The organism is Nocardia sp. NPDC019395 (assembly GCF_040632335.1).
Lineage (GTDB): Bacteria > Actinomycetota > Actinomycetes > Mycobacteriales > Mycobacteriaceae > Nocardia.
This window is the reverse complement of record NZ_JBEYBT010000001.1, coordinates 80,137-98,968: the sequence shown is the minus strand read 5'-3', so window position 1 is coordinate 98,968 and position 18,832 is coordinate 80,137. Positions and strand designations below refer to the sequence as shown.

The window sequence follows — 18,832 nt, the reverse complement described above, 5'->3', positions numbered from 1 at the left end:
CACGTAGAGTGGCCCTTTATGCCGGTAGTAGAGGAGCCCGAACACCTGTCCGGTGACCGCCCGGACGGCGGCGCCGCACAATCACCGGTGTCCGAGCCGGGGGTACAGAATGTGCAGAGCGGTTCGACGCCGGATCACGGACAAGGGGATCCTCCCGCCGCGACACCGCTGCTGGCTCCGGCCGACGGTGTCCCGCCGGTCTGCGCCACCGCCGAGGATGTGGCCGCGGCCGCCGGCCGTCTCGCCGCCGGTACCGGCCCGCTCGCCGTCGACGCCGAACGGGCCTCGGGTTTCCGCTACTCGTCACGGGCCTATCTGATCCAGTTACGCCGTGCGGGCGCGGGCACCGTACTGATCGATCCGATCCCGGTGACCGATGCGCTGGAACCGCTGGCAGCGGTGATCAACGGCCTGGAATGGATTCTGCATTCCGCCGACCAGGACCTCCCTGGACTGGCCGAACTCGGCCTGCGGCCGGCGACACTGTTCGATACCGAACTGGGTGGCCGGCTCGCCGGTTTTCCCCGGGTAGGGCTGGCCGCCATGGTCGAGCAGTTGCTCGGCCGGGCATTGCGCAAGGGGCACGGTGCCGCGGACTGGTCCACCCGGCCGCTTCCGGACGCCTGGCTGAACTACGCCGCACTGGATGTGGAACTACTACCCGAACTCCGCGAAGCGGTGGCCGCCTCCCTTGCCGACCAGGGGAAAACCGATTGGGCCGCACAAGAATTCGAGCATATCCGGCTCAGCGAGCCAGCTCCGCCAAAACCGGATCGCTGGCGCCGGACCTCCGGTATCCACACGCTGCGCCGGGCACGCCAGCTGGCCATCGTCCGGGAACTCTGGATCACCCGCGATACGCTGGCCCGCGGCCGCGATATCGCACCGTCGAGGATCCTGCCGGATTCCGCGATTGTCGCGGCGGCGGGTGCCGACCCGAAGAGCGTCGGGCAATTACGCGAACTACCGGTCTTCGGCGGCCCACGGCAACGCCGCTATTCCCGCGAATGGCTGGGCGCGGTCGAGCGGGCCCGGGCGCTACCGGACGACGAACTACCCCGGATGAGTCAGCCCTATGACGGCCCGCCGCCGGTGAACCGCTGGGAACGCCGCGACCCGGCCGCGGCCGCCCGGCTGACCCGGGCCCGCGCCGCGATGGCGCAGATCTCGGAAAGGGTCGCGGTGCCGGTGGAGAACCTGCTCGCCCCGGACCTGGTGCGCCGCCTGTGCTGGGACGGGCTACCCGATTACAAGCTCGGCCCCGAAGCGGCGGGCGAAGTGGCCGCGACGATCGAGGACTTCCTGAAATCCCACGGTGCCCGTCCGTGGCAACGGGAACTCACGGTGGCAGGTCTCGCCGCGGCACTCACCGAGGCCGCCGCGGACTGATCCCGCGGCGTACTCGACCGGAGACGGTCAGCGGGCACCCAGCCAGCCGGCGACGCGTCGTGCGATATCCGGGGCGGTCAAACCCAGTTCCTGGCGGACCGCGGGGATACTGCCGTGTTCCAGGAATTCCTGGGGGATGCCGATATCACGGGCCGGCACGTCCATCCCCGCCGCGCGCAGGCGAGCCGACACCGTGGACCCGATACCGCCGTGCAGACCGCTGTCCTCCAGCGTCACCACCAGCCGATAGTTCTCGGCGAGTTTGACGATGGCATCCGATACCGGCAGCACCCAGCGCGGATCGATCACCGTGGTGGTGATCTGTTCCGCCTCCAGCAGTTCGGCGGCTTGCAGGGCGGCGGGTACGAGCGAGCCCACGGCCACGAACAGGACATCCCCGTGCTGGGCCTGCGCCGAAGGTCCCTCCCGATCCGGCAACCACAGCACATCCACACCGTCGAGCCGTTCCAGGGCCCGGATATCGGCGCCCACGCTGTCCTTCGGGAACCGCAGCGCGGTCGGGCCGTCCGTCACCGCGAGCGCTTCGGCCAGTTCTTCCGCCAAGGTGGTGGCGTCCCGCGGGGCGGCCACACGCATACCGGGCACGATCCCCAGCAGCGACAGATCCCACATGCCGTTGTGGCTGGCACCGTCCGCACCGGTGATCCCGGCCCGGTCGAGCACCAGGGTGACCGGCTGTTTCAGCAGCGCCACATCCATCAGCAGCTGATCGAACGCCCGGTTGAGGAAGGTCGAATAGATCGCCACCACCGGATGCAGACCGCCCAGTGCCAGCCCCGACGCCGAGGCCAGCGCGTGTTGTTCGGCGATGCCCACATCGAAGAGCCGGTCCGGGAAACGTTCCCCGAACGCGGCCAGACCGGTGGGGCCGGGCATGGCCGCGGTGATCGCGACGATATCGTCGCGCTCTTCGGCGTGGGCGATGAGCTCCGCCGAGAACACCGAGGTCCAACTGGCCGCACCGCCCTTGCTGACGGCTTCGCCGGTGTACGGGTCGATCGGCCCGCAGGAATGCATCTGATCGGCCACATGGTTCTCGGCCGGTTCGTATCCGTGCCCCTTCTGGGTGACCGCGTGCACGACAACCGGCCCGCCGAACTCCTTGGCGTGCCGCAGAGCCGATTCCAGTGCCACGAGATCGTGACCGTCCACCGGACCCACGTACTTGAGACCGAGATCGCCGAACAGTTCCTGCGGGCTGACCGCGTCCTTGATCCCGGCCTTCACCGCATGGACCATCGAATAGGCGGAATCACCCACGTGCGGAATACTTTTCAGGAACCGTCGGCCGGTGTCCAGCATATGCTCGTATACCGGCTGGGTGCGCAGTGCCGTCAACTGCCGGGCCAGGCCGCCGATGGTCGGCGCGTACGAGCGGCCGTTGTCGTTCACCACGATCACCACCGGACGATCCGGTGCGGCGGCGATATTGTTCAGCGCCTCCCAGCACATACCACCGGTGAGCGCACCGTCGCCGACCACCGCGACGACATGGCGGTCCTGCCCGGTGAGCGCGAAGGCCTTGGCCAATCCGTCGGCGTAGGACAGCGACGCCGAGGCGTGCGAGGATTCGACCCAGTCGTGCTCGCTCTCCGAGCGGCTCGGATACCCCGACAGTCCGTCTTTGCGGCGCAGGCTGTCGAAGCGGTCCTTGCGGCCGGTCACGATCTTGTGCACATAGGCCTGGTGGCCCGTGTCGAAGATCAACGGGTCGGCGGGCGAATCGAACACCCGGTGCAGCGCCAGGGTGAGTTCGACCACCCCGAGATTGGGGCCCAGGTGCCCGCCGGTGACGGCGACCTTGTGCACCAGGAACTCACGGATCTCCGCCGCCAGCTCCGCCAGTTGCGGTTCCGACAGGCGACGCACGTCTTCGGGCGTATCGACCCGGGAAAGCACTCCCACCTGATTCGCTCCCTCCGGATAGCGCAGTTGATCCGACCAGTCTAGGAGCCGCGGCCGAGTGCTCACCCGACAACGAGGGCTGCACACCGCCGCACCGGGCCGGATCCGCGGTCCGGCGTATCGGTCCAGCCTAAGGTGAGTGGGGTGTGCCGCGCGAACCGTGTACTACTCGTCACCCGGGGCCGGGACAAACGCGCGATCGCCGCCGACACGGTGCCGGGGCCGGAGTCGGCGCGGAAAGGCAGGGCCGGATGAACCATCCCCCGACGGGAACAGTGACGGTATTCGGGCAGGGCACGGTACGTGCTGTCCCGGACCAGCTGGTGCTGGGCATCGGGGTGGAATGCCGGGCGAGCACCGTCGGCCTCGCCTATGAGCGGGCGGGACAGCGGACCGCCGCGATCACCGCGGCGCTGCGCGCGGACGGGGTCCCCGAGACGCATATCGCCACCGGCATGCTCTCGGTCCGTTCGGATATCGCCTGGCAGGACGGCGTCTCCCGGATCGCCGGCTACCTGGCGACCAGTGCGCTACGCGTCACACTCGTTCACCACGGGGCCGCTGCCGCGCCTTCGGCGCTCGATCCCGCCGAAGTCATCGCACACGCGGTGGCCGCCGGTGGCGACGACGCCCGGCTCGGCGGTCTGCAGCACACTTTCGCCGATCGCGACCGCCTGCTCAGCCGCGCCCGGGACAAGGCGTGGGACGACGCTCTCGACAAAGCGCGTCAGTACGCCCGCCGGGCGGCCCGCGAGCTGGGGCCCGTGCTCGAGATCACCGAGGACAGCAGCACGGCGGCACCGACCCGGCCCCCTGAGCCGGGCGGGGTACGTATGGTGGCCGCGCGGAGCCAGGAGAATGTTCCGGTCGAAGCCGGCGAACAGGAGATCACCACCGCGCTACGCGCCACCTGGCAACTGGGCTGACGAACGGTTCGGCCCGGCCGGCTGGTCAGCGCTCCAGCAGCGCAACACATTCCACGTGATGGGTCGCCGGGAACGCGTCGAAGGCCCGCAGTGCGGCGAGCCCGTAACCGGCGTCCAGGTACAGCCGGAGGTCGCGGGCGAAGGACGCCGGATCACAGCCGATATGCACGATCCGGTCCGGTCCGGCGGCGGTGACCGCCGTGACGACGGGTTTACCGGCACCGGCTCGCGGCGGATCGAGCACCACCACCTGTGGCCGGGGTCCGCGCTGGTCGGCCACCCACCGTTCGACCCGGCCGCCGCGCAGGGTCAACCAGGGCAGATCGCCGAGTGCGGCGTTTCCGTCGGCGACCGCGCCGCGCGCGGATTCCACGGCCTGCACCGCCCCGGACGGCCCGGTCTGCCCGGCCAGTCCGGCCGCGAAAACACCCGCGCCGCTGTAGAGGTCCCAGGCCGTCGCACCGCTCGCCAGGTCCGCCCACTCGGCCACGACATCGGAATAGCATTGGGCGGCGCCGCGGTGAGCCTGCCAGAAACCGGCCGCCGATACCTCCCAGCGGCGCCCTGAGACGTACTGCACGGCGCGCCCGCTCCCCTCGATCACCCATTCGTCGCGGGCGGTGTGGGCGGCAGTACGCCGCGCCGCGGCCCGCCGTCGCTGCCCGCTCGCTGTCTCGTTCCACTCGGCCCTGGCCGACCCCGCCGGTTCCGGTCCCGGGCGGGCACCACGTGGCCTCCCACCCGGACCACGCTGCCGGTCCCGCGCGTCCCCGGCCCGCCGCGGCCCGGGTTCGGGGGCCGGCGCGAGTTCGACGATATGCCGCTCCCCCTCGTCGTCCACCGCGACCACCAGATCCGCGCCGGGTGTCCAGAGACGCTCCGCGATACCGTCGACCGCGCCGGCCACCGGTTGCGTACAGCGGAGGTCCGGTAGCACCTCGGTACTCCGATACCGATGGACACCGGCGCGCCCGGCGGTATCCACCACCAGCCGGATACGGGTTCGCCAGCCACCAGCGGCATCGGTCGGCCCGGGGACAGTCTCCACCTCGAGTTCCGGTTCGATACCGGTGATCCGGCGCAATTGTTCGGCGATGACCGCGGCTTTCAGCGCACGCTGGGCAGGCGGTTCGGCGTGAGCGAAATCGCAGCATCCGGCACCACCCGGGCCGGATACCGGACAGGTTCGCGGCACCCGATCCGGTGAGGCTTCCACGATCTCCACCGCGTCGGCCCGGCAGTACGCGCCGCCGCGGTCCTCGGTGACACGGGCCAGGACAAGTTCACCCGGCAGACCGTGCCGTACGAACATCACTCGCCCCTCGTACCGGGCAACGCAGAAACCACCGTGGCCGGGCGGGCCGAGTCGCACCTCGAGCGCCCGATCGCGCCATGTGGTGGACGGCTCACCCATTGTCGCCGTACCCCCGCCGGACCGAGCCCGGCGCCGCGCCTTCCCCGCCACCCCGCGCACGCGCCGACGAGCTCAACTGCCACGGCACACTGGTCACCATGACACCAGGCTCGAACAGCAGCCGCCCCTTCAACCGCAGGGCGCTCTGGTTGTGCAGCACCTGCTCCCACCAGTGCCCGACGACATATTCGGGGATGAACACCGTGACCACATCCCGCGGCGCGTCCTTGCGCACCCGTTTCACATAGTCGAGCACAGGTTTGGTGATCTCGCGGTAGGGCGATTCCACAACCTTCAACGGTACCGGGATATCGCTGTTCTCCCAGTCCCGTACGAGGCTGCGGGTGTCGTCCTCGTCGACGTTCACCGTGATCGCCTCGAGCGTGTCGGGACGGCCGGCCCGCGCATAGGCCAGCGCGCGGCGGGTCGGCAGATGCAGCCGGGACACCAGCACGATCGAATGGGACCGGCTGGGCAGCACCCCGTCCCATTCGAATTCGTCCAGCTCCCGGGCCACCGACTCGTAGTGATGATGGATCATCTTCATCACCACGAAGATCACCGCCATGGTCACGATCGCGATCCAGGCACCGGCGAAGAATTTCGTGATCAGCACGATCACCAGCACGGTGCCGGTCGCCACCAGTCCCATCGCGTTGATGGCCCGTGATCGCAGCATTCGCCGCCGTTCCGCCGGATCGGTCTCCCGGCGCAGCAAACGGGTCCAGTGCCGGAGCATGCCCGTCTGGCTGAGGGTGAACGAGACGAACACTCCGATGATGTAGAGCTGGATGAGTCTGGTCACTTCGGCGTCGAAGGCCACCACGAATCCGATCGCGCCGACCGCCAGGAACAGGATGCCGTTGCTGAATGCGAGCCGGTCGCCGCGGGTGTGCAGCTGACGTGGCAGGAACCGGGCCTGGGCCAGGACCGACCCGAGCACCGGGAATCCGTTGTACGCGGTGTTCGCGGCCAAGACCAGGATCACCGAGGTCACGGTGGCGACGAAGAAGAAGCCGGGCGTGAAATTGTCGAATACAGCGTGTGCGATCTGGGCGATCAGAGTTTTCTGGTGATATCCCTCGGGCGCGCCGACGAGTTGCGCCGGATCCTCGGCGAAGACAACGTGCAGCTGCCGCGCCAGCACGATGATGCCCAGCAGCAGGACGATGGAGATACCGCCGAGCATCAGCAGCGTGGTCGCGGCGTTACGGGATTTGGGCTTGCGGAAGGCAGGCACGCCGTTACTGATCGCTTCGACGCCGGTCAGGGCCGCGCAACCCGAGGAGAAAGCGCGCGCGAGCAGGAACACCAGCGCGATTCCCGCCAGATGTTCTTCCTCGGCATGCAGTTCGAAGGACGCCGATTCGGCCCGCACCTCGTCGCCCAGCACGAAGATCCGGAGCAGCCCCCACGCGAGCATGCCGAACATCCCGAACACGAAGGCGTACGAGAGCAGGGCGAACATCCGGCCGGATTCACGCACCCCGCGCAGGTTCATCGCGGTGAGCAGCGCGATGGCGGCCACGGCGAACAGCACCTTGTGTGTGGCGATGAAGGGTATCGCCGAACCGATCGTCGACGCGGCCGACGAGATGGAGACCGCGACGGTCAGCACATAGTCCACGAGCAGTGCGCTGCCCACCGTCAATCCGGCGGTCGGGCCGAGGTTGGTGGTGACCACCTCGAAATCGCCGCCGCCCGACGGATAGGCGTGCACATTCTGCCGATAGCTGGTGACCACGATGAACATCACGGCCGCCACGGCGAGACCGAGCCACGGTGCGTAGGAGTAGCCGGCGAGCCCCGATACCGAGAGCACCAGGAAGATCTCCTCGGGCGCGTACGCGACCGAGGACATCGCGTCCGAGGCGAACACCGGCAGGGCGATACGTTTCGGCAGCAGGGTGTGGCCCAGCGAGTCACTACGGAATGGCCGCCCCAGCACCAGGCGTTTGGTGGCGGTCGTCAACTTCGACACTGGACGGAGCATAAGCCCCCGCGGTGCGGTGTGCCGCGAGGCATTACCGGAATACCGGTTTGGCCCCGCTCTGCGGGGGGAATGTGGCTGAGGGCGCGTACCGACGAGTACGGTTCGATTTCTCGGCAGCCACCCAGCTGTGCGGGCATACAGAGTCAGGAGCGAGGTTCACGGTGTACGTGGTGATCATGGGATGCGGACGAGTGGGGGCGTCGCTGGCCCGCGCTCTGGTCCGGATAGGTCATGAGGTCGCCGTGATCGACCGCAACCCGGACGCGTTCCGGCGGCTCGGCGACGATTTCCCGGGAGAACGCGTCGTCGGGGTCGGGTTCGATCGCGACGTACTGTGCAGGGCCGGTATCGAGCGGGCCGAGGCATTCGCGGCGGTGTCCTCCGGCGACAACTCCAACATCATCTCCGCCCGGGTGGCGCGCGAGATGTTCGGTATCGAGCGGGTGGTGGCCCGTATCTACGATGCCAAACGCGCCGCTGTGTACGAGCGTCTCGGGATCCCGACCATCGCCACCGTGCCGTGGACCACCGACCGTTTCCTGCACACCCTCATCGGCGACGCGGGCACCACCACCTGGCGTGACCCCACCGGTACCGTCGCCGTCGCCCAGCTGACCCTGCACGAGAACTGGTACGGGCGCACGGTCCACGATCTGGAAGGCGCCACCGGTGCGCGGGTCGCGTTCATCATCCGGTTCGGCCAGGGCATCCTGCCGGACGCCAAAACCGTCGTCCAGGCCGAGGACATCGTCTATGTGGCCGCGACCTCCGGTTCCGCCGGCGAGGCGGTCGCGCTGGCCGCGAAACCCCCAGCGAGCAAGGACTGATCATGAAGGTCGCCATAGCCGGAGCCGGGGCCGTCGGCCGCTCCATCGCCCGCGAACTCCTGCGTTCCGGGCACAGTGTCATGCTGCTCGAACGCCAGCTCGAACATATCGACCCGGATTCGGTTCCGAACGCCGTCTGGGTGCATGCCGACGCGTGCGAACTCCAGCTGCTCGAGGATTCCGGTCTGCAGGACTACGAAGTCGTCATCGCCGCCACCGGCGACGACAAAGCGAATCTGGTGCACAGTCTGCTGGCGAAAACCGAATTCGGCGTCCGCCGGGTAGTGGCCCGGGTCAACGACCCGCGTAACGAATGGCTCTTCGACGACGCCTGGGGAGTCGACGTCGCCGTATCCACACCGCGGCTGCTGGCCTCGCTGGTCGAGGAAGCGGTCTCGGTCGGTGATCTGGTCCGGTTGATGACCTTGCGCCAGGGTCAGGCGAATCTGGTCGAATTGACCCTGCCACCGGATACCACGCTGGCCGGTAAACCGGTGCGTAGCCTGCGCCTACCGCGCGATTCCGCCCTGGTCACCATTCTGCGTGGGGGGCGGGTCATCGTGCCGCAGCCCGACGACCCGTTCGAAGGTGACGACGAACTGCTGTTCGTCGCCTCCACCGAGGCCGAGGAGGAACTCCGATCGGTGCTGGCACCGATCGGTACCAGCGAACCCACATCTCCCGCAGCGGGCCTGACACCTTCGCAGGATGCCGAATACTGACCACCCGACAGCACTCGGCCGAACTCCTGCTCACCGGCTGCCTCAGGCGGCGACGGACAGATCCACCCGCGCCCGCAGCTTGTTCAGGGCCCGGTACTGCATGACCCGGACGACGCCGGCACTGGTGCCGAGCACCGCCGCGGTCTCGGCGGCGCTCAACCCGAGCGCGATGCGCATCACCAGGACCTTCCGGTGCACCGGATTCAACTGCTGCATGAGCTCACGGGCAACGGCACCACGTTCGGCCGACAACGCCCATTCCTCCGGGCCTGCCGCCGTCGACGCCTGCTCGGGTACGTCTGCCATGGGATAGGCCGGATGGACCTGGGCACCCCGGAACGCATCGGACACTTTGTTGGCCGCGATCCCGTAGACGAAGGCGAGGAAGGATTTACCTTGATCGCGATAGCGGGGTATGGCCTGCACGGTGGCCATGAGGACCTCCTGGGCCACGTCGTCGGCCGTGACATGGAGGTGGGCAGTGTTCCCCAGCCGGGTCCGGCAGTACCGCTGCACCAGCGGTTGAACCAGGCGCAGGATATCGGCCACCGCGCGGGCGTCACCCGCGGCCGCGGGCGGGACCAGGGTGTCGAGTTCGGCGGATACCCGGCGGCTCTGGGACACCACGGGGTGGTCGCGCCCCCGTTCGGGCCGGGTGATCATGTGCTGCTCGGTACGCATTCGCCAGTCCTCTCGGCAGATCGTCTTCTGTAACGATCGTCCGATGAACGGCGGCGCTGGGATAGACACCAAAGGGTGGGTCATCCGCCACCCTGTCCGAATGGATCAGGCAGCGTGCCGCGACGATTTGGCCGGCAGATGCCCGGCCCGGCGTACCGCCCATACGGTCACCACCAGGGCGAGCGCGGTGAGCGGCCAGCCCATCCCGATCCGGGCCGCGGCGAGCCAGCCCGTGCTGTCGGCCGCGTAGAGGTGGTGTTGTACCAGATAGCGGGCGCCGAATACGAGCACCCAGGCGGCGGTCGCCACATCGTAGAGCCGCACCACGCGGGGGTCGGTGCGCCAGCCACCGCCGTGGCCGTTGAGCACACCCCACACGACCCCGACGAGGGGGCGGCGCACCAGTATCGAGAGCAGGAACGCGGCCCCGTAGATCAGGCTGGTGTAGATGCCGAACAGGAAGAAACCTTTGGCCTCCCCCACGCGCCACGCGATGAGCGCACAGATTCCGACACCCAGGAATCCGGAGACGGCCGGCTGGATCGGCTCCCGCCGCACCAGCCGCCAGACCAGTACGGCGCCCGCCACACCGAGCGCGGCCCAGATCGCGACGGTGAGCCCGAGCAGGGCGTTCACCGGGACGAAGACCAGCACCGGCAGGGTCGAATAGATCAGTCCGGCGAAACCGCCCAATTGTTCCAGCAGGGTCTGCTGCCCGGGCTCGTCACGCTCCTCGTCCGGTGCGTCGTCCGCGGACGATACTTCCGGTACGGTCGCGGTCCGCGGTAGCGGAGTGGTGGCGTACTCGTCGCTCGATGGCATGCGTCAGCTGTTTCCGCGCAGTTCGTAGTAGGGGTTGAAGATCACTTTACGGCCTTCGCGCTCACCGATACGGCCGCGCACCATGATGCGCCTGCCCGATTCGATACCGGGAATCCGGCGCCGCCCGATCCACACCAGGGTGATCGCGTCGGTGCCGTCGAAGAATTCCGCCTGCACATTCGCCCCCGCGGCCTGCGGGCACGAATCCACACTGCGCAATCTGCCCAGCATCGTCGCCTCCTCGCCGCGTCGGCACTCGGCGACCCGGCAGGCGCCCGAGGCGTCCGCCGACTCCGCCAGCTCCTCGGCGTCGAGCTGATCGAGATCCTCGGTCAACCTGCGGCCGAGCCTGCGAAAATATCCGGTTGCGGACTTGGCGCCCGCTTTTCTTCCTGCCGAGGAAGACATCGCTTGCTCTCCTGTGCGCGGACGGCGTGGGTCACACGTCATCCGAGGTTCCTGCCACGACCCGGCTGTGGCCGTACCGCCACTGTAGATGGGTACCGGCGGCACCGCTACGCTCGGTCCGGTGTTCGATTCCCCACGCCCGGCAGTCGTGGTCGCGCTCCCCGGCACCGGCTCCGATGCGCATTTCGCCCGCCGCGCCTTCGAACCCACGTGTACCGCGCTGGGACTCGAGCTGATCGCCGTCGAACCCGAGCCCGGCGCGCTGATCGCCGGCTACCACCGCGCCCTCGATACCGCCGCCGCCCGCGGCCCCGTACTGGCGGCCGGTATCTCCCTGGGCGCGGCGGTAGCCATCGAATGGGCGAGCGCCCGTGATCGTGCCGATGTCTCCGGCGTGATCGCGGCCCTGCCCGCGTGGACCGGCCCGGATACGGCGCACTGCCCGGCGACGCTCAGCGCGTCCGTCACGGCCGCGCAGCTGCGCGCGCAGGGTTTGGAGCCCGTTATCGCCCGGATGCGCGAGAGCAGCCCACGCTGGCTCGCCGAAGCGCTGACCCACTCGTGGCGCGCACAGTGGCCCGGGCTGCCGGCCGCGCTGGAGGAGGCGGCGCAGTACAAATGGCCGGACGCGGCGATGCTGGACGCGTTGACAGCGCCGCTGGCGGTGATCGCCGCCGCGGACGATCCGGTACATCCGGTCGCCGTAGGCCGGGAGTGGGCACACCGCGCGGCTCGGTCCGTACTCACCGAGATCACCCTGGACCAATTGGGTGCCGATCCGGCCGTCCTGGGCCGGATCGGACTCCGGCACGCGAGCTGACCGCTCCCCGTTCCCGTCCGGCGAGAACAGGGAGACGAAACCGGATTCAGCCGCGACCGAGCTGCTGCATCGCCGAGCCCTCGGCACCCCGGCGAGGCGCCGGCTGCTGAGGTGGCAGCACCGAACCGGTCGGTACCGGCCGGGGCGGGTTCTGCACAGTCGCGGCTTGCTGCTGCTGTTGCTGTTGTTGCTGCTGGTGCGCCGCGGTGAGCTGCTCGGCGAGTTGCTGCGGGAGCACCACCGGTAGCGGCTCACGCACGGGCAGCGCATCGATCCCGCGGCGAATGATCGTTTCGCTGAGGACCGTCCGCGCCGCCGACACCAACGGGCTGCCGACCGCAGCGGAACCCGCCGGACCGGCAGCCACCAGGCGAATCATCCACCGGTACCCGTCCACACCGATGAACCGGAGATCCGCGCCCTCGGTGACCGCCACGAGTTCCCGGCCCCACGGCCCCTTCTCGACCGAGACCCGGGCGCCGTCCTTGCGCAGCGATTCCGCGAGGTCGGCCGCTACGGTGCGCCACTGGCCCTTGGATTTCGGAGCGGCGTACGCGGCGACGGTGATCCGGCCGTGCTCGGTGGCCAGATGCACTGCCTGCGGTGCGCCCTGGGGGGTCATCTCGACCTGCAGCTGCCCACCCGGGGGCACCGGAAGGATCACCGATCCGAGGTCCAGCCGGGTATCGGAGAAACTCTCCAGCACCTCGGCGACATCGTCGTAGTCGTAAGGACCGCGGCGGTGCGGTTCGGTATCGGGATCGTCGATCGCCGCGTCGTAGGCGTCGCTGTAGGCCGCGCCGCCGTAACCGTCGTCGTAGCTGTCGTCGTAATCGTCCCGGTACTGCTCGTCGCCGGCGCGGTGATATCCGCCGTCGTCGTACTCGTCGTAGGTGTCCTGATACTCGCCGGTGCTGTATTCGCCGGTGTCGTACCGTTCGTCGTCGGATCTGCGTCCGCCCGATTTCCGTCGTCCGAACATGTCAGGCCTCCTTGCCGTGGGCGGTTTCCGAACCGCTCGGCCTCAAACTCGAATGTCCCCCGCTGGACCCGTACCCACCCGCGCCGCGCGCGGAGTCGTCGAGCCGGTCCACGGCCACGAAATCGACCAGTTCCACGCGTTGCACCAGCAACTGCGCGATCCGGTCGCCGCGACGTAATTCGATGGGTGTGCGTGGATCGTGGTTGATCAAGCACACCTTGATCTCTCCGCGATACCCGGCATCGATCGTGCCGGGCGTATTCACCACGGACAGGCCGGCCTTGGCAGCCAGGCCGGAACGTGGATGGATGAGCCCGACGGTGCCCACAGGTAGCGCGATCGCGATACCGGTACCGACCAGTACCCGCTCCCCGGGCTCCAGGACGACATCCTCTGCGGTGCACAGATCCACGCCCGCGTCACCGTCGTGGGCGCGGCTGGGCATGGGTATCCCCGGGTCCAGCCGGAGAAGTGGTATCGGTGAGAGTGCGTTCACGTCCGACCAGCCTACGCGCAGGCGCGGCGCAGATGTCGCTTAGTGTTGAGTCGTGTCCGACCAGCCCCGACCCACCGATTCCGGCCACCGCGCGCCGCCCGCGCCGGATGTCTTTCACGAGCGCCTCTGGGTACCGCTGTGGTGGTGGCCGGTGGGCCTCGCACTCGCCGCCCTGCTCGCCGCGGAGGTGCATATGGGAGCGCCGGGCCTCCGAGCCTGGCTGCCGTATGTGCTGCTGCTCCCGATCCCCGTATGGGTGCTGTTCTGGTTGAGCCGGCACCGGATCGAGGTTTCCCCCGATCCGAGCGGCACCCCGGAACTCCGAGTCGACCGGGCGCATCTGCCGGTATCGTTCGTCGCCCGCGCGACGGCGGTACCCCGCAGCGCCAAGAGCGCGGCGCTGGGCCGGCAGCTCGACCCGGCCGCCTATGTCGAGCATCGCCCGTGGGTCGGCACCATGGTGCTGCTGGTACTCGACGATCCGGACGACCCGACGCCGTACTGGCTGGTCAGCACACGTCGACCCGAAGAGGTACTGGCCGCGCTCGGAGTCCCGAGCGCGGAATGACCTCGCGCGGCCTCAGGCCGCGCAGTCCATGCAGATCATCCGGCCGCCGGCCTCACTGGCCAGGCGGCTGCGGTGATGCACGAGGAAACAGCTCGAGCAGGTGAACTCGTCGGCCTGTTTCGGGACCACCCGAACTGTCAGGACTTCCTCGGACAGGTCCGCGCCGGGGAGTTCGAACGACTCCGCGGTATCGGATTCGTCGACATCCACGACGGCGGACTGGGCTTCGTTGCGACGCGCCTTCAGCTCCTCGAGCGAATCCTCCGACACATCGTCGGATTCCGTACGCCTCGGTGCGTCATAGTCGGTTGCCATGTCGTCTTCCCCTCGTCCTTACTCCGTATATCCGGATCGGCGCACGCCGTCGGTTTCGACCGCGGCAGCCGCCCGCCGGTGGTGCACTTCACATACGCACCGGTCTCCTATCAGCGTGAATCTGTGGACACACCGCCGATAGCGTCCGGACAACGCATGAGTTGCCCTGCTTGTTCCCGCGACCGATCGCCGATTTACTCACCGATGTTTCGGTCTGGGCGGGCAGACAATAGCGGACCCTGTGGAAAATGTCGCAATCGAAACCCAGCCGTGTCGAAACCGCCGGACAATCGATACGCCGGGTCACGACGCCGCATGAAGCGATGAGCCAACGTCGCGGAGCGGACCGGGCAATGCGCGGACCGGCGATACGAGTACGTACAGTATCGACGTGGTTTCACTGATCACCGAAGGCAGCTCGACGGATGCCAAAGGCCGTCCTTTCCCGCGCCGGCGGATGCGCCCCTGGCTGGTCCTCGTCGTTGTGCTCACTCTGATCTGCTCGATCCTGTGGATCAAGGCGCTGACCACCAATGACGATGATCACACAGCGATGGCGTGCAACTCCCCCAGTCCGGCGACCGACCCCAAGGCCGCCCCGCAGCCGTTGCCCGGGCAACGGGTGAGCGCCGATCACCTGGCAGACGTGGAACCCGCACCGATGGCGGATACGAAGGTGCGCGTCCTCAACGCCAACGGTCAGCGCGGGCAGGCCGCCCATGTGGCCGCGCAACTCACCGACCTGGGTTTCGGCAGTGTGCCCGGCGAGCCCTTCGGTAACGATCCGGTATATGCCAACGGCGATCTGGAATGCAGCGGGCAGATCCGGTTCGGCGAGACGGGGCGAGAGGTCGCGGCAGCCGTCCAGCTCGCCGCACCGTGCGCGGAACTCATCGAAGACAAACGGACCGACACCACCGTCGACTTGGTCCTGGGCTCGGTGTTCGGCGGCGAGCTGCAACCGAACAACGACGCCGAAGAAGTTCTGCGCTCGCTGAAGAACCCGGTGAGCGGCGACAGCCCGGATATCGACCTGGAAATGCTCGAGGCCGCGAGAACCGCCCGCTGCTGACCGCGGTCAGGACTGCGGAATCGCCGCCGACACGCCGAGGCGGTCCAGCAGCTCGAACAATTCGTCCCCGATCCCGGGCGCGGCCGCGACCACCAGCTCGCCCTCGGCGCCGGTGGTCGCCATCGGGGGTAGCCGGAGCCGGGCACCGGCCTCGGCCGCGATCAGCGCACCGGCCGCCCAGTCCCACGGATTGAGCCCGTGCTCGTAGTGCGCGTCGACCCGGCCCTCGGCCACCATGCACAGATCCAGGGCGGCCGCACCGATACGGCGGATATCGCGAACGTGCGGGAGCAGCTCGGCCACATAGGCGGCCTGCCGGGTGCGGCGTGGGACGGCATAGCCGAATCCGGTGGCGACCAGCGCGAGCCGCGCCGACCGCACCGGGTTGCAGCGCAGCGGCGTATCGGTCCCGTCCGGTCCTATCCGGCTGGCGCCGAGCCCGGCCCCCGCCGCGTACAGCGTCGAGGCGGCGACGTCGGCCACCGCGCCGGCCACCGGCCGTCCACCGCGGACGGCGGCCACCGAGACCGCGTACGCGGGGATGCCGTAGAGGAAATTCACCGTGCCGTCGATGGGGTCGACTACCCAGACCACTTCCTCGTCGCCGGCCGCGCCGAGGTCGCCCCCGCCCTCTTCGCCGAGAATGTGGTCGGCGGGACGCAGCCGGGCCAGTTCGTCGCGGATCAGCTGTTCGGTCTCGGTATCCACGACCGTCACCGGGTCGGTCGGGGTGCTCTTGGTCCGGACCGCGGTATCGGACACGCCGTGGGCCGTCCCGAACACTTCGGGACGGCGGACCCGGACATGGGCGGCGGCGATACCGGCGAGGTGGGTCGAGATCCGGCGCAGCAGCGCCGCGTCGGCAGGAGCGGGTTCGGCGGCAGCGGTAAGGGACCAAATCGATTCCGGCACGCCTTCCATCGCAGCACAGATCCTGCGGTCGGGGCATCCGGGCGCGCGCATTAGTCTTGTCGTGCACACCACACCGGCCCGCGTCGGCCCGGGGGCGGTATCGCGAGACAAGGCGGCGGACCAGCGCCGTCGTGCGGATCTCGCGCGGCTCGCTCGACGCGCCGGGCGGGTGCGGCGCACGACGACATCAGCCAGCACAGGGAACGAGGAAACCCGCATGTCCGGTCGACGGCACGCGTTCGGGATCGATATCGGCGGTAGCGGCGTCAAGGGCGCCGCAGTCGACCTCGACACCGGCGAGCTCCGGCACGAACGCATCAAGATCGCCACTCCGCGCCCGTCCACACCGGACGCGGTCGCGGGGGCCGTCGCACAGTTGGTGGCGAAGGCGGACTGGGACGGCCCGGTCGGGCTGACTCTCCCGTGTGTCGTGCTCGACGGAGTCGCGCACACCGCCGCCAATGTGGACAAATCCTGGATCGGCACCGACGCCCGGAGTCTGTTCTCCGATGCGCTCGACGGCCGCGAGGTCACCGTCCTGAACGATGCCGATGCCGCGGGTCTGGCCGAGGACACGTTCGGCGCGGCCCGCGATATCGACGGCCTGGTTCTGCTGCTGACCTTCGGTACCGGTATCGGCTCGGCCCTGCTCAACAACGGCATCCTGGTCCCGAATACCGAGCTCGGCCATCTGGAGATCGGCGGTATGGAGACCGAGCATCGCGCGGCGGCATCGGTCAAGGAACGGGAGGACCTCGGTTACCCCGAATGGGCCGCCCGGGTCAGTACGGTATTGCGTGGGTTGGAGGATCTGTTCTGGCCGACGGTGTTCGTCGCCGGCGGCGGGATCAGCCGCGACGCCGACCAATGGATTCCGCTTCTCACCAACCGAACCCGGGTGGTCCCCGCGGACCTGCGCAACACAGCGGGTATCGTGGGCGCCGCCATGGCTGTCGATGCCGGAATCACCCCCTGAAAGATGTCCGCCGCACAGGCAGGGGCACACTGGTCGATCGTTACAATAGAAGGACCCGGCGGTGAGCCGGACACCCGACCGGCGATTTAGCCGGTAAACCCGACAGACCGCTCCGCCGGAATACTACTCTGGCGTGACGCCGCACGAGACCGTCACGAAAGGGCGTACGTGGTAGCCACGAATACCCGTCAGACAGCCGAATCGGCCGACGCCGAGGCCACGGAAGTTCCCGCGGCACGCCCGGCCCGCAAGGCCGTGGCCAAAAAGGCCCCGGTCAAAAAAGCCGCAGCCAAGAAGGCCCCCGCGAAAAAGGCCGCAGCCAAGAAAGGCGCGGCCAAGAAGGCTCCCGCCAAGAAGGCCGGTAGCGCGGGCGCTCCCGGCTCCGGCGAGGACCAACCGGACGACGACTCGCTCGATGTGTCGGATCTCGGAGACCTCGAGGTTTCCGAGGACGACCTCACCGAAGAGGGGGACGAACTGGTAGCGGAAGCCGCCGAGGAAGAACCCGAGGGCGCGAGCGAGGACGGTACGTCCGAGCCGACCGCCGCGGATAAAGCCTCCGGCGATTTCGTCTGGGACGAAGAAGAGTCCGAGGCGCTCCGCCAGGCCCGCAAGGACGCCGAACTCACCGCCTCGGCGGATTCGGTGCGTGCCTACCTCAAGCAGATCGGTAAGGTCGCGCTGCTCAACGCCGAGGAGGAGGTCGAGCTCGCCAAGCGGATCGAGGCCGGGCTCTACGCGGCGGAGAAGATGCGCGAGTTCACCGACGCCGGGGAAAAGCCGCCGGTGGCCATCCGCCGCGATTTCAACTGGATCGTCCGCGACGGCAACCGCGCCAAGAACCATCTCCTCGAGGCCAACCTGCGTCTGGTGGTGTCGCTGGCCAAGCGCTACACCGGTCGTGGAATGGCGTTCCTGGACCTGATCCAGGAGGGCAACCTGGGTCTGATCCGCGCGGTGGAGAAGTTCGACTACACCAAGGGCTACAAGTTCTCGACGTATGCCACCTGGTGGATCCGGCAGGCCATCACCCGCGCCATGGCCGACCAGGCTCGCACCATCCGTATCCCGGTGCATATGGTCGAGGTCATCAACAAGCTCGGCCGTATCCAGCGCGAGCTGCTCCAGGATCTGGGCCGCGAGCCCACTCCGGAGGAACTGGCCAAGGAAATGGACATCACCCCGGAGAAGGTGCTGGAGATCCAGCAGTACGCCCGGGAGCCGATCTCACTGGATCAGACCATCGGCGACGAGGGCGACAGCCAGCTCGGTGATTTCATCGAGGATTCCGAGGCCGTGGTCGCGGTGGACGCGGTGAGCTTCACGCTGCTGCAGGATCAGCTGCAGTCGGTGCTGGAAACCCTGTCCGAACGCGAGGCGGGTGTGGTCCGGTTGCGGTTCGGCCTCACCGACGGGCAGCCGCGCACGCTGGACGAGATCGGCCAGGTGTACGGGGTCACCCGCGAACGGATCCGGCAGATCGAATCCAAGACCATGAGCAAACTCCGGCACCCCAGCCGCTCCCAGGTCCTGCGCGATTACCTGGACTGAGCCCGGAACACGCCACGGCCCCTGAACACGTC

The 18,832-nt window shown here is 68.5% G+C and carries 19 protein-coding genes; 9 read left to right on the top strand and 10 right to left on the bottom strand.

The window, feature by feature from the left end; all coding sequences use genetic code 11:
• Positions 1-18 precede the first annotated feature (18 nt).
• A complete protein-coding gene (locus ABZ827_RS00480; RefSeq protein ID WP_357230650.1) occupies positions 19-1,389 on the top strand; it encodes a ribonuclease D in 1,371 nt (456 codons plus the stop codon).
• A 27-nt stretch (positions 1,390-1,416) separates the two neighbouring features.
• On the opposite strand, the gene dxs is transcribed toward ABZ827_RS00480, so the two are convergent.
• Positions 1,417-3,315 carry a 1-deoxy-D-xylulose-5-phosphate synthase gene (dxs, locus tag ABZ827_RS00475; protein ID WP_357230647.1) on the bottom strand — a complete coding sequence of 633 codons (1,899 nt, stop codon included), beginning with the start codon at positions 3,313-3,315 and terminating at the stop codon, positions 1,417-1,419.
• A gap of 251 nt (positions 3,316-3,566) precedes the next feature.
• On the opposite strand from dxs, the gene ABZ827_RS00470 reads away from it, so the two are divergent.
• A complete protein-coding gene (locus tag ABZ827_RS00470; protein WP_357230644.1) occupies positions 3,567-4,241 on the top strand; it encodes an SIMPL domain-containing protein in 675 nt (224 codons plus the stop codon).
• Between the two features lie 25 nt (positions 4,242-4,266).
• On the opposite strand, the gene ABZ827_RS00465 is transcribed toward ABZ827_RS00470, so the two are convergent.
• Together ABZ827_RS00465 and ABZ827_RS00460 are read right to left on the bottom strand one after the other, a co-directional pair.
• Complete coding sequence (locus ABZ827_RS00465) at positions 4,267-5,655, bottom strand: class I SAM-dependent RNA methyltransferase (protein WP_357230641.1); 1,389 nt, start codon at positions 5,653-5,655, stop codon at positions 4,267-4,269.
• Positions 5,648-7,636 carry an APC family permease gene (locus tag ABZ827_RS00460; protein ID WP_357230639.1) on the bottom strand — a complete coding sequence of 663 codons (1,989 nt, stop codon included), beginning with the start codon at positions 7,634-7,636 and terminating at the stop codon, positions 5,648-5,650. The genes ABZ827_RS00465 and ABZ827_RS00460 overlap by 8 nt, the downstream gene beginning before the upstream one ends.
• 173 nt (positions 7,637-7,809) lie before the next feature.
• Here ABZ827_RS00460 and ABZ827_RS00455 point away from each other — a divergent pair, with 173 nt between their 5' ends.
• Together ABZ827_RS00455 and ABZ827_RS00450 are read left to right on the top strand one after the other, a co-directional pair.
• Positions 7,810-8,475 carry a TrkA family potassium uptake protein gene (locus ABZ827_RS00455; protein ID WP_357230636.1) on the top strand — a complete coding sequence of 222 codons (666 nt, stop codon included), beginning with the start codon at positions 7,810-7,812 and terminating at the stop codon, positions 8,473-8,475.
• A 2-nt stretch (positions 8,476-8,477) separates the two neighbouring features.
• Positions 8,478-9,197, top strand: coding sequence for a TrkA family potassium uptake protein (locus tag ABZ827_RS00450; protein WP_357230633.1), 720 nt, complete (start codon positions 8,478-8,480; stop codon positions 9,195-9,197).
• A gap of 42 nt (positions 9,198-9,239) precedes the next feature.
• Here the strand turns inward: ABZ827_RS00450 and shbA are convergent, their stop codons facing one another.
• From shbA to ABZ827_RS00435, 3 genes are all read right to left on the bottom strand, one after another.
• Entirely contained in the window at positions 9,240-9,878 is a 639-nt protein-coding gene (shbA, locus tag ABZ827_RS00445) for an RNA polymerase sigma factor ShbA (protein WP_357230630.1), read from the bottom strand.
• Between the two features lie 105 nt (positions 9,879-9,983).
• Positions 9,984-10,700 (bottom strand): DUF3159 domain-containing protein, encoded by a 717-nt coding sequence (locus ABZ827_RS00440; protein WP_357230627.1) that lies wholly within the window; start codon positions 10,698-10,700, stop codon positions 9,984-9,986.
• A 3-nt stretch (positions 10,701-10,703) separates the two neighbouring features.
• Positions 10,704-11,108 carry an OB-fold nucleic acid binding domain-containing protein gene (locus ABZ827_RS00435; RefSeq protein ID WP_357230624.1) on the bottom strand — a complete coding sequence of 135 codons (405 nt, stop codon included), beginning with the start codon at positions 11,106-11,108 and terminating at the stop codon, positions 10,704-10,706.
• A gap of 121 nt (positions 11,109-11,229) precedes the next feature.
• Between ABZ827_RS00435 and ABZ827_RS00430 the strand changes: the two genes are divergently transcribed.
• On the top strand, positions 11,230-11,928 hold the full coding sequence (locus ABZ827_RS00430) for an alpha/beta hydrolase (protein ID WP_357230621.1): 699 nt from the start codon (positions 11,230-11,232) through the stop codon (positions 11,926-11,928).
• 46 nt (positions 11,929-11,974) lie between these two features.
• Here the strand turns inward: ABZ827_RS00430 and ABZ827_RS00425 are convergent, their stop codons facing one another.
• Both ABZ827_RS00425 and dut read right to left on the bottom strand, forming a co-directional pair.
• Positions 11,975-12,910 carry a DUF3710 domain-containing protein gene (locus ABZ827_RS00425; protein ID WP_357230618.1) on the bottom strand — a complete coding sequence of 312 codons (936 nt, stop codon included), beginning with the start codon at positions 12,908-12,910 and terminating at the stop codon, positions 11,975-11,977.
• Position 12,911: 1 nt separating this feature from the next.
• Positions 12,912-13,406: a dUTP diphosphatase gene (dut, locus tag ABZ827_RS00420; protein ID WP_357230615.1), complete on the bottom strand. Its 495-nt coding sequence runs from the start codon at positions 13,404-13,406 to the stop codon at positions 12,912-12,914.
• A gap of 52 nt (positions 13,407-13,458) precedes the next feature.
• Between dut and ABZ827_RS00415 the strand changes: the two genes are divergently transcribed.
• The gene (locus ABZ827_RS00415) at positions 13,459-13,974 is read left to right on the top strand and encodes a DUF3093 domain-containing protein (RefSeq protein ID WP_357230612.1); all 516 of its coding nucleotides are present in this window, start codon (positions 13,459-13,461) and stop codon (positions 13,972-13,974) included.
• Between the two features lie 12 nt (positions 13,975-13,986).
• On the opposite strand, the gene ABZ827_RS00410 is transcribed toward ABZ827_RS00415, so the two are convergent.
• Positions 13,987-14,289 carry a DUF4193 domain-containing protein gene (locus ABZ827_RS00410; RefSeq protein ID WP_357230609.1) on the bottom strand — a complete coding sequence of 101 codons (303 nt, stop codon included), beginning with the start codon at positions 14,287-14,289 and terminating at the stop codon, positions 13,987-13,989.
• 391 nt (positions 14,290-14,680) lie between these two features.
• Here ABZ827_RS00410 and cei point away from each other — a divergent pair, with 391 nt between their 5' ends.
• The gene (gene cei / locus ABZ827_RS00405) at positions 14,681-15,361 is read left to right on the top strand and encodes an envelope integrity protein Cei (protein WP_357230606.1); all 681 of its coding nucleotides are present in this window, start codon (positions 14,681-14,683) and stop codon (positions 15,359-15,361) included.
• Positions 15,362-15,367: 6 nt separating this feature from the next.
• On the opposite strand, the gene ABZ827_RS00400 is transcribed toward cei, so the two are convergent.
• Positions 15,368-16,273 (bottom strand): inositol monophosphatase family protein, encoded by a 906-nt coding sequence (locus ABZ827_RS00400; RefSeq protein WP_357230602.1) that lies wholly within the window; start codon positions 16,271-16,273, stop codon positions 15,368-15,370.
• Between the two features lie 217 nt (positions 16,274-16,490).
• Between ABZ827_RS00400 and ppgK the strand changes: the two genes are divergently transcribed.
• Complete coding sequence (gene ppgK / locus ABZ827_RS00395; protein ID WP_357230599.1) at positions 16,491-17,249, top strand: polyphosphate--glucose phosphotransferase; 759 nt, start codon at positions 16,491-16,493, stop codon at positions 17,247-17,249.
• A 168-nt stretch (positions 17,250-17,417) separates the two neighbouring features.
• Positions 17,418-18,800, top strand: coding sequence for an RNA polymerase sigma factor (locus tag ABZ827_RS00390; protein ID WP_357230596.1), 1,383 nt, complete (start codon positions 17,418-17,420; stop codon positions 18,798-18,800).
• The last annotated feature ends 32 nt before the right edge of the window (positions 18,801-18,832 follow it).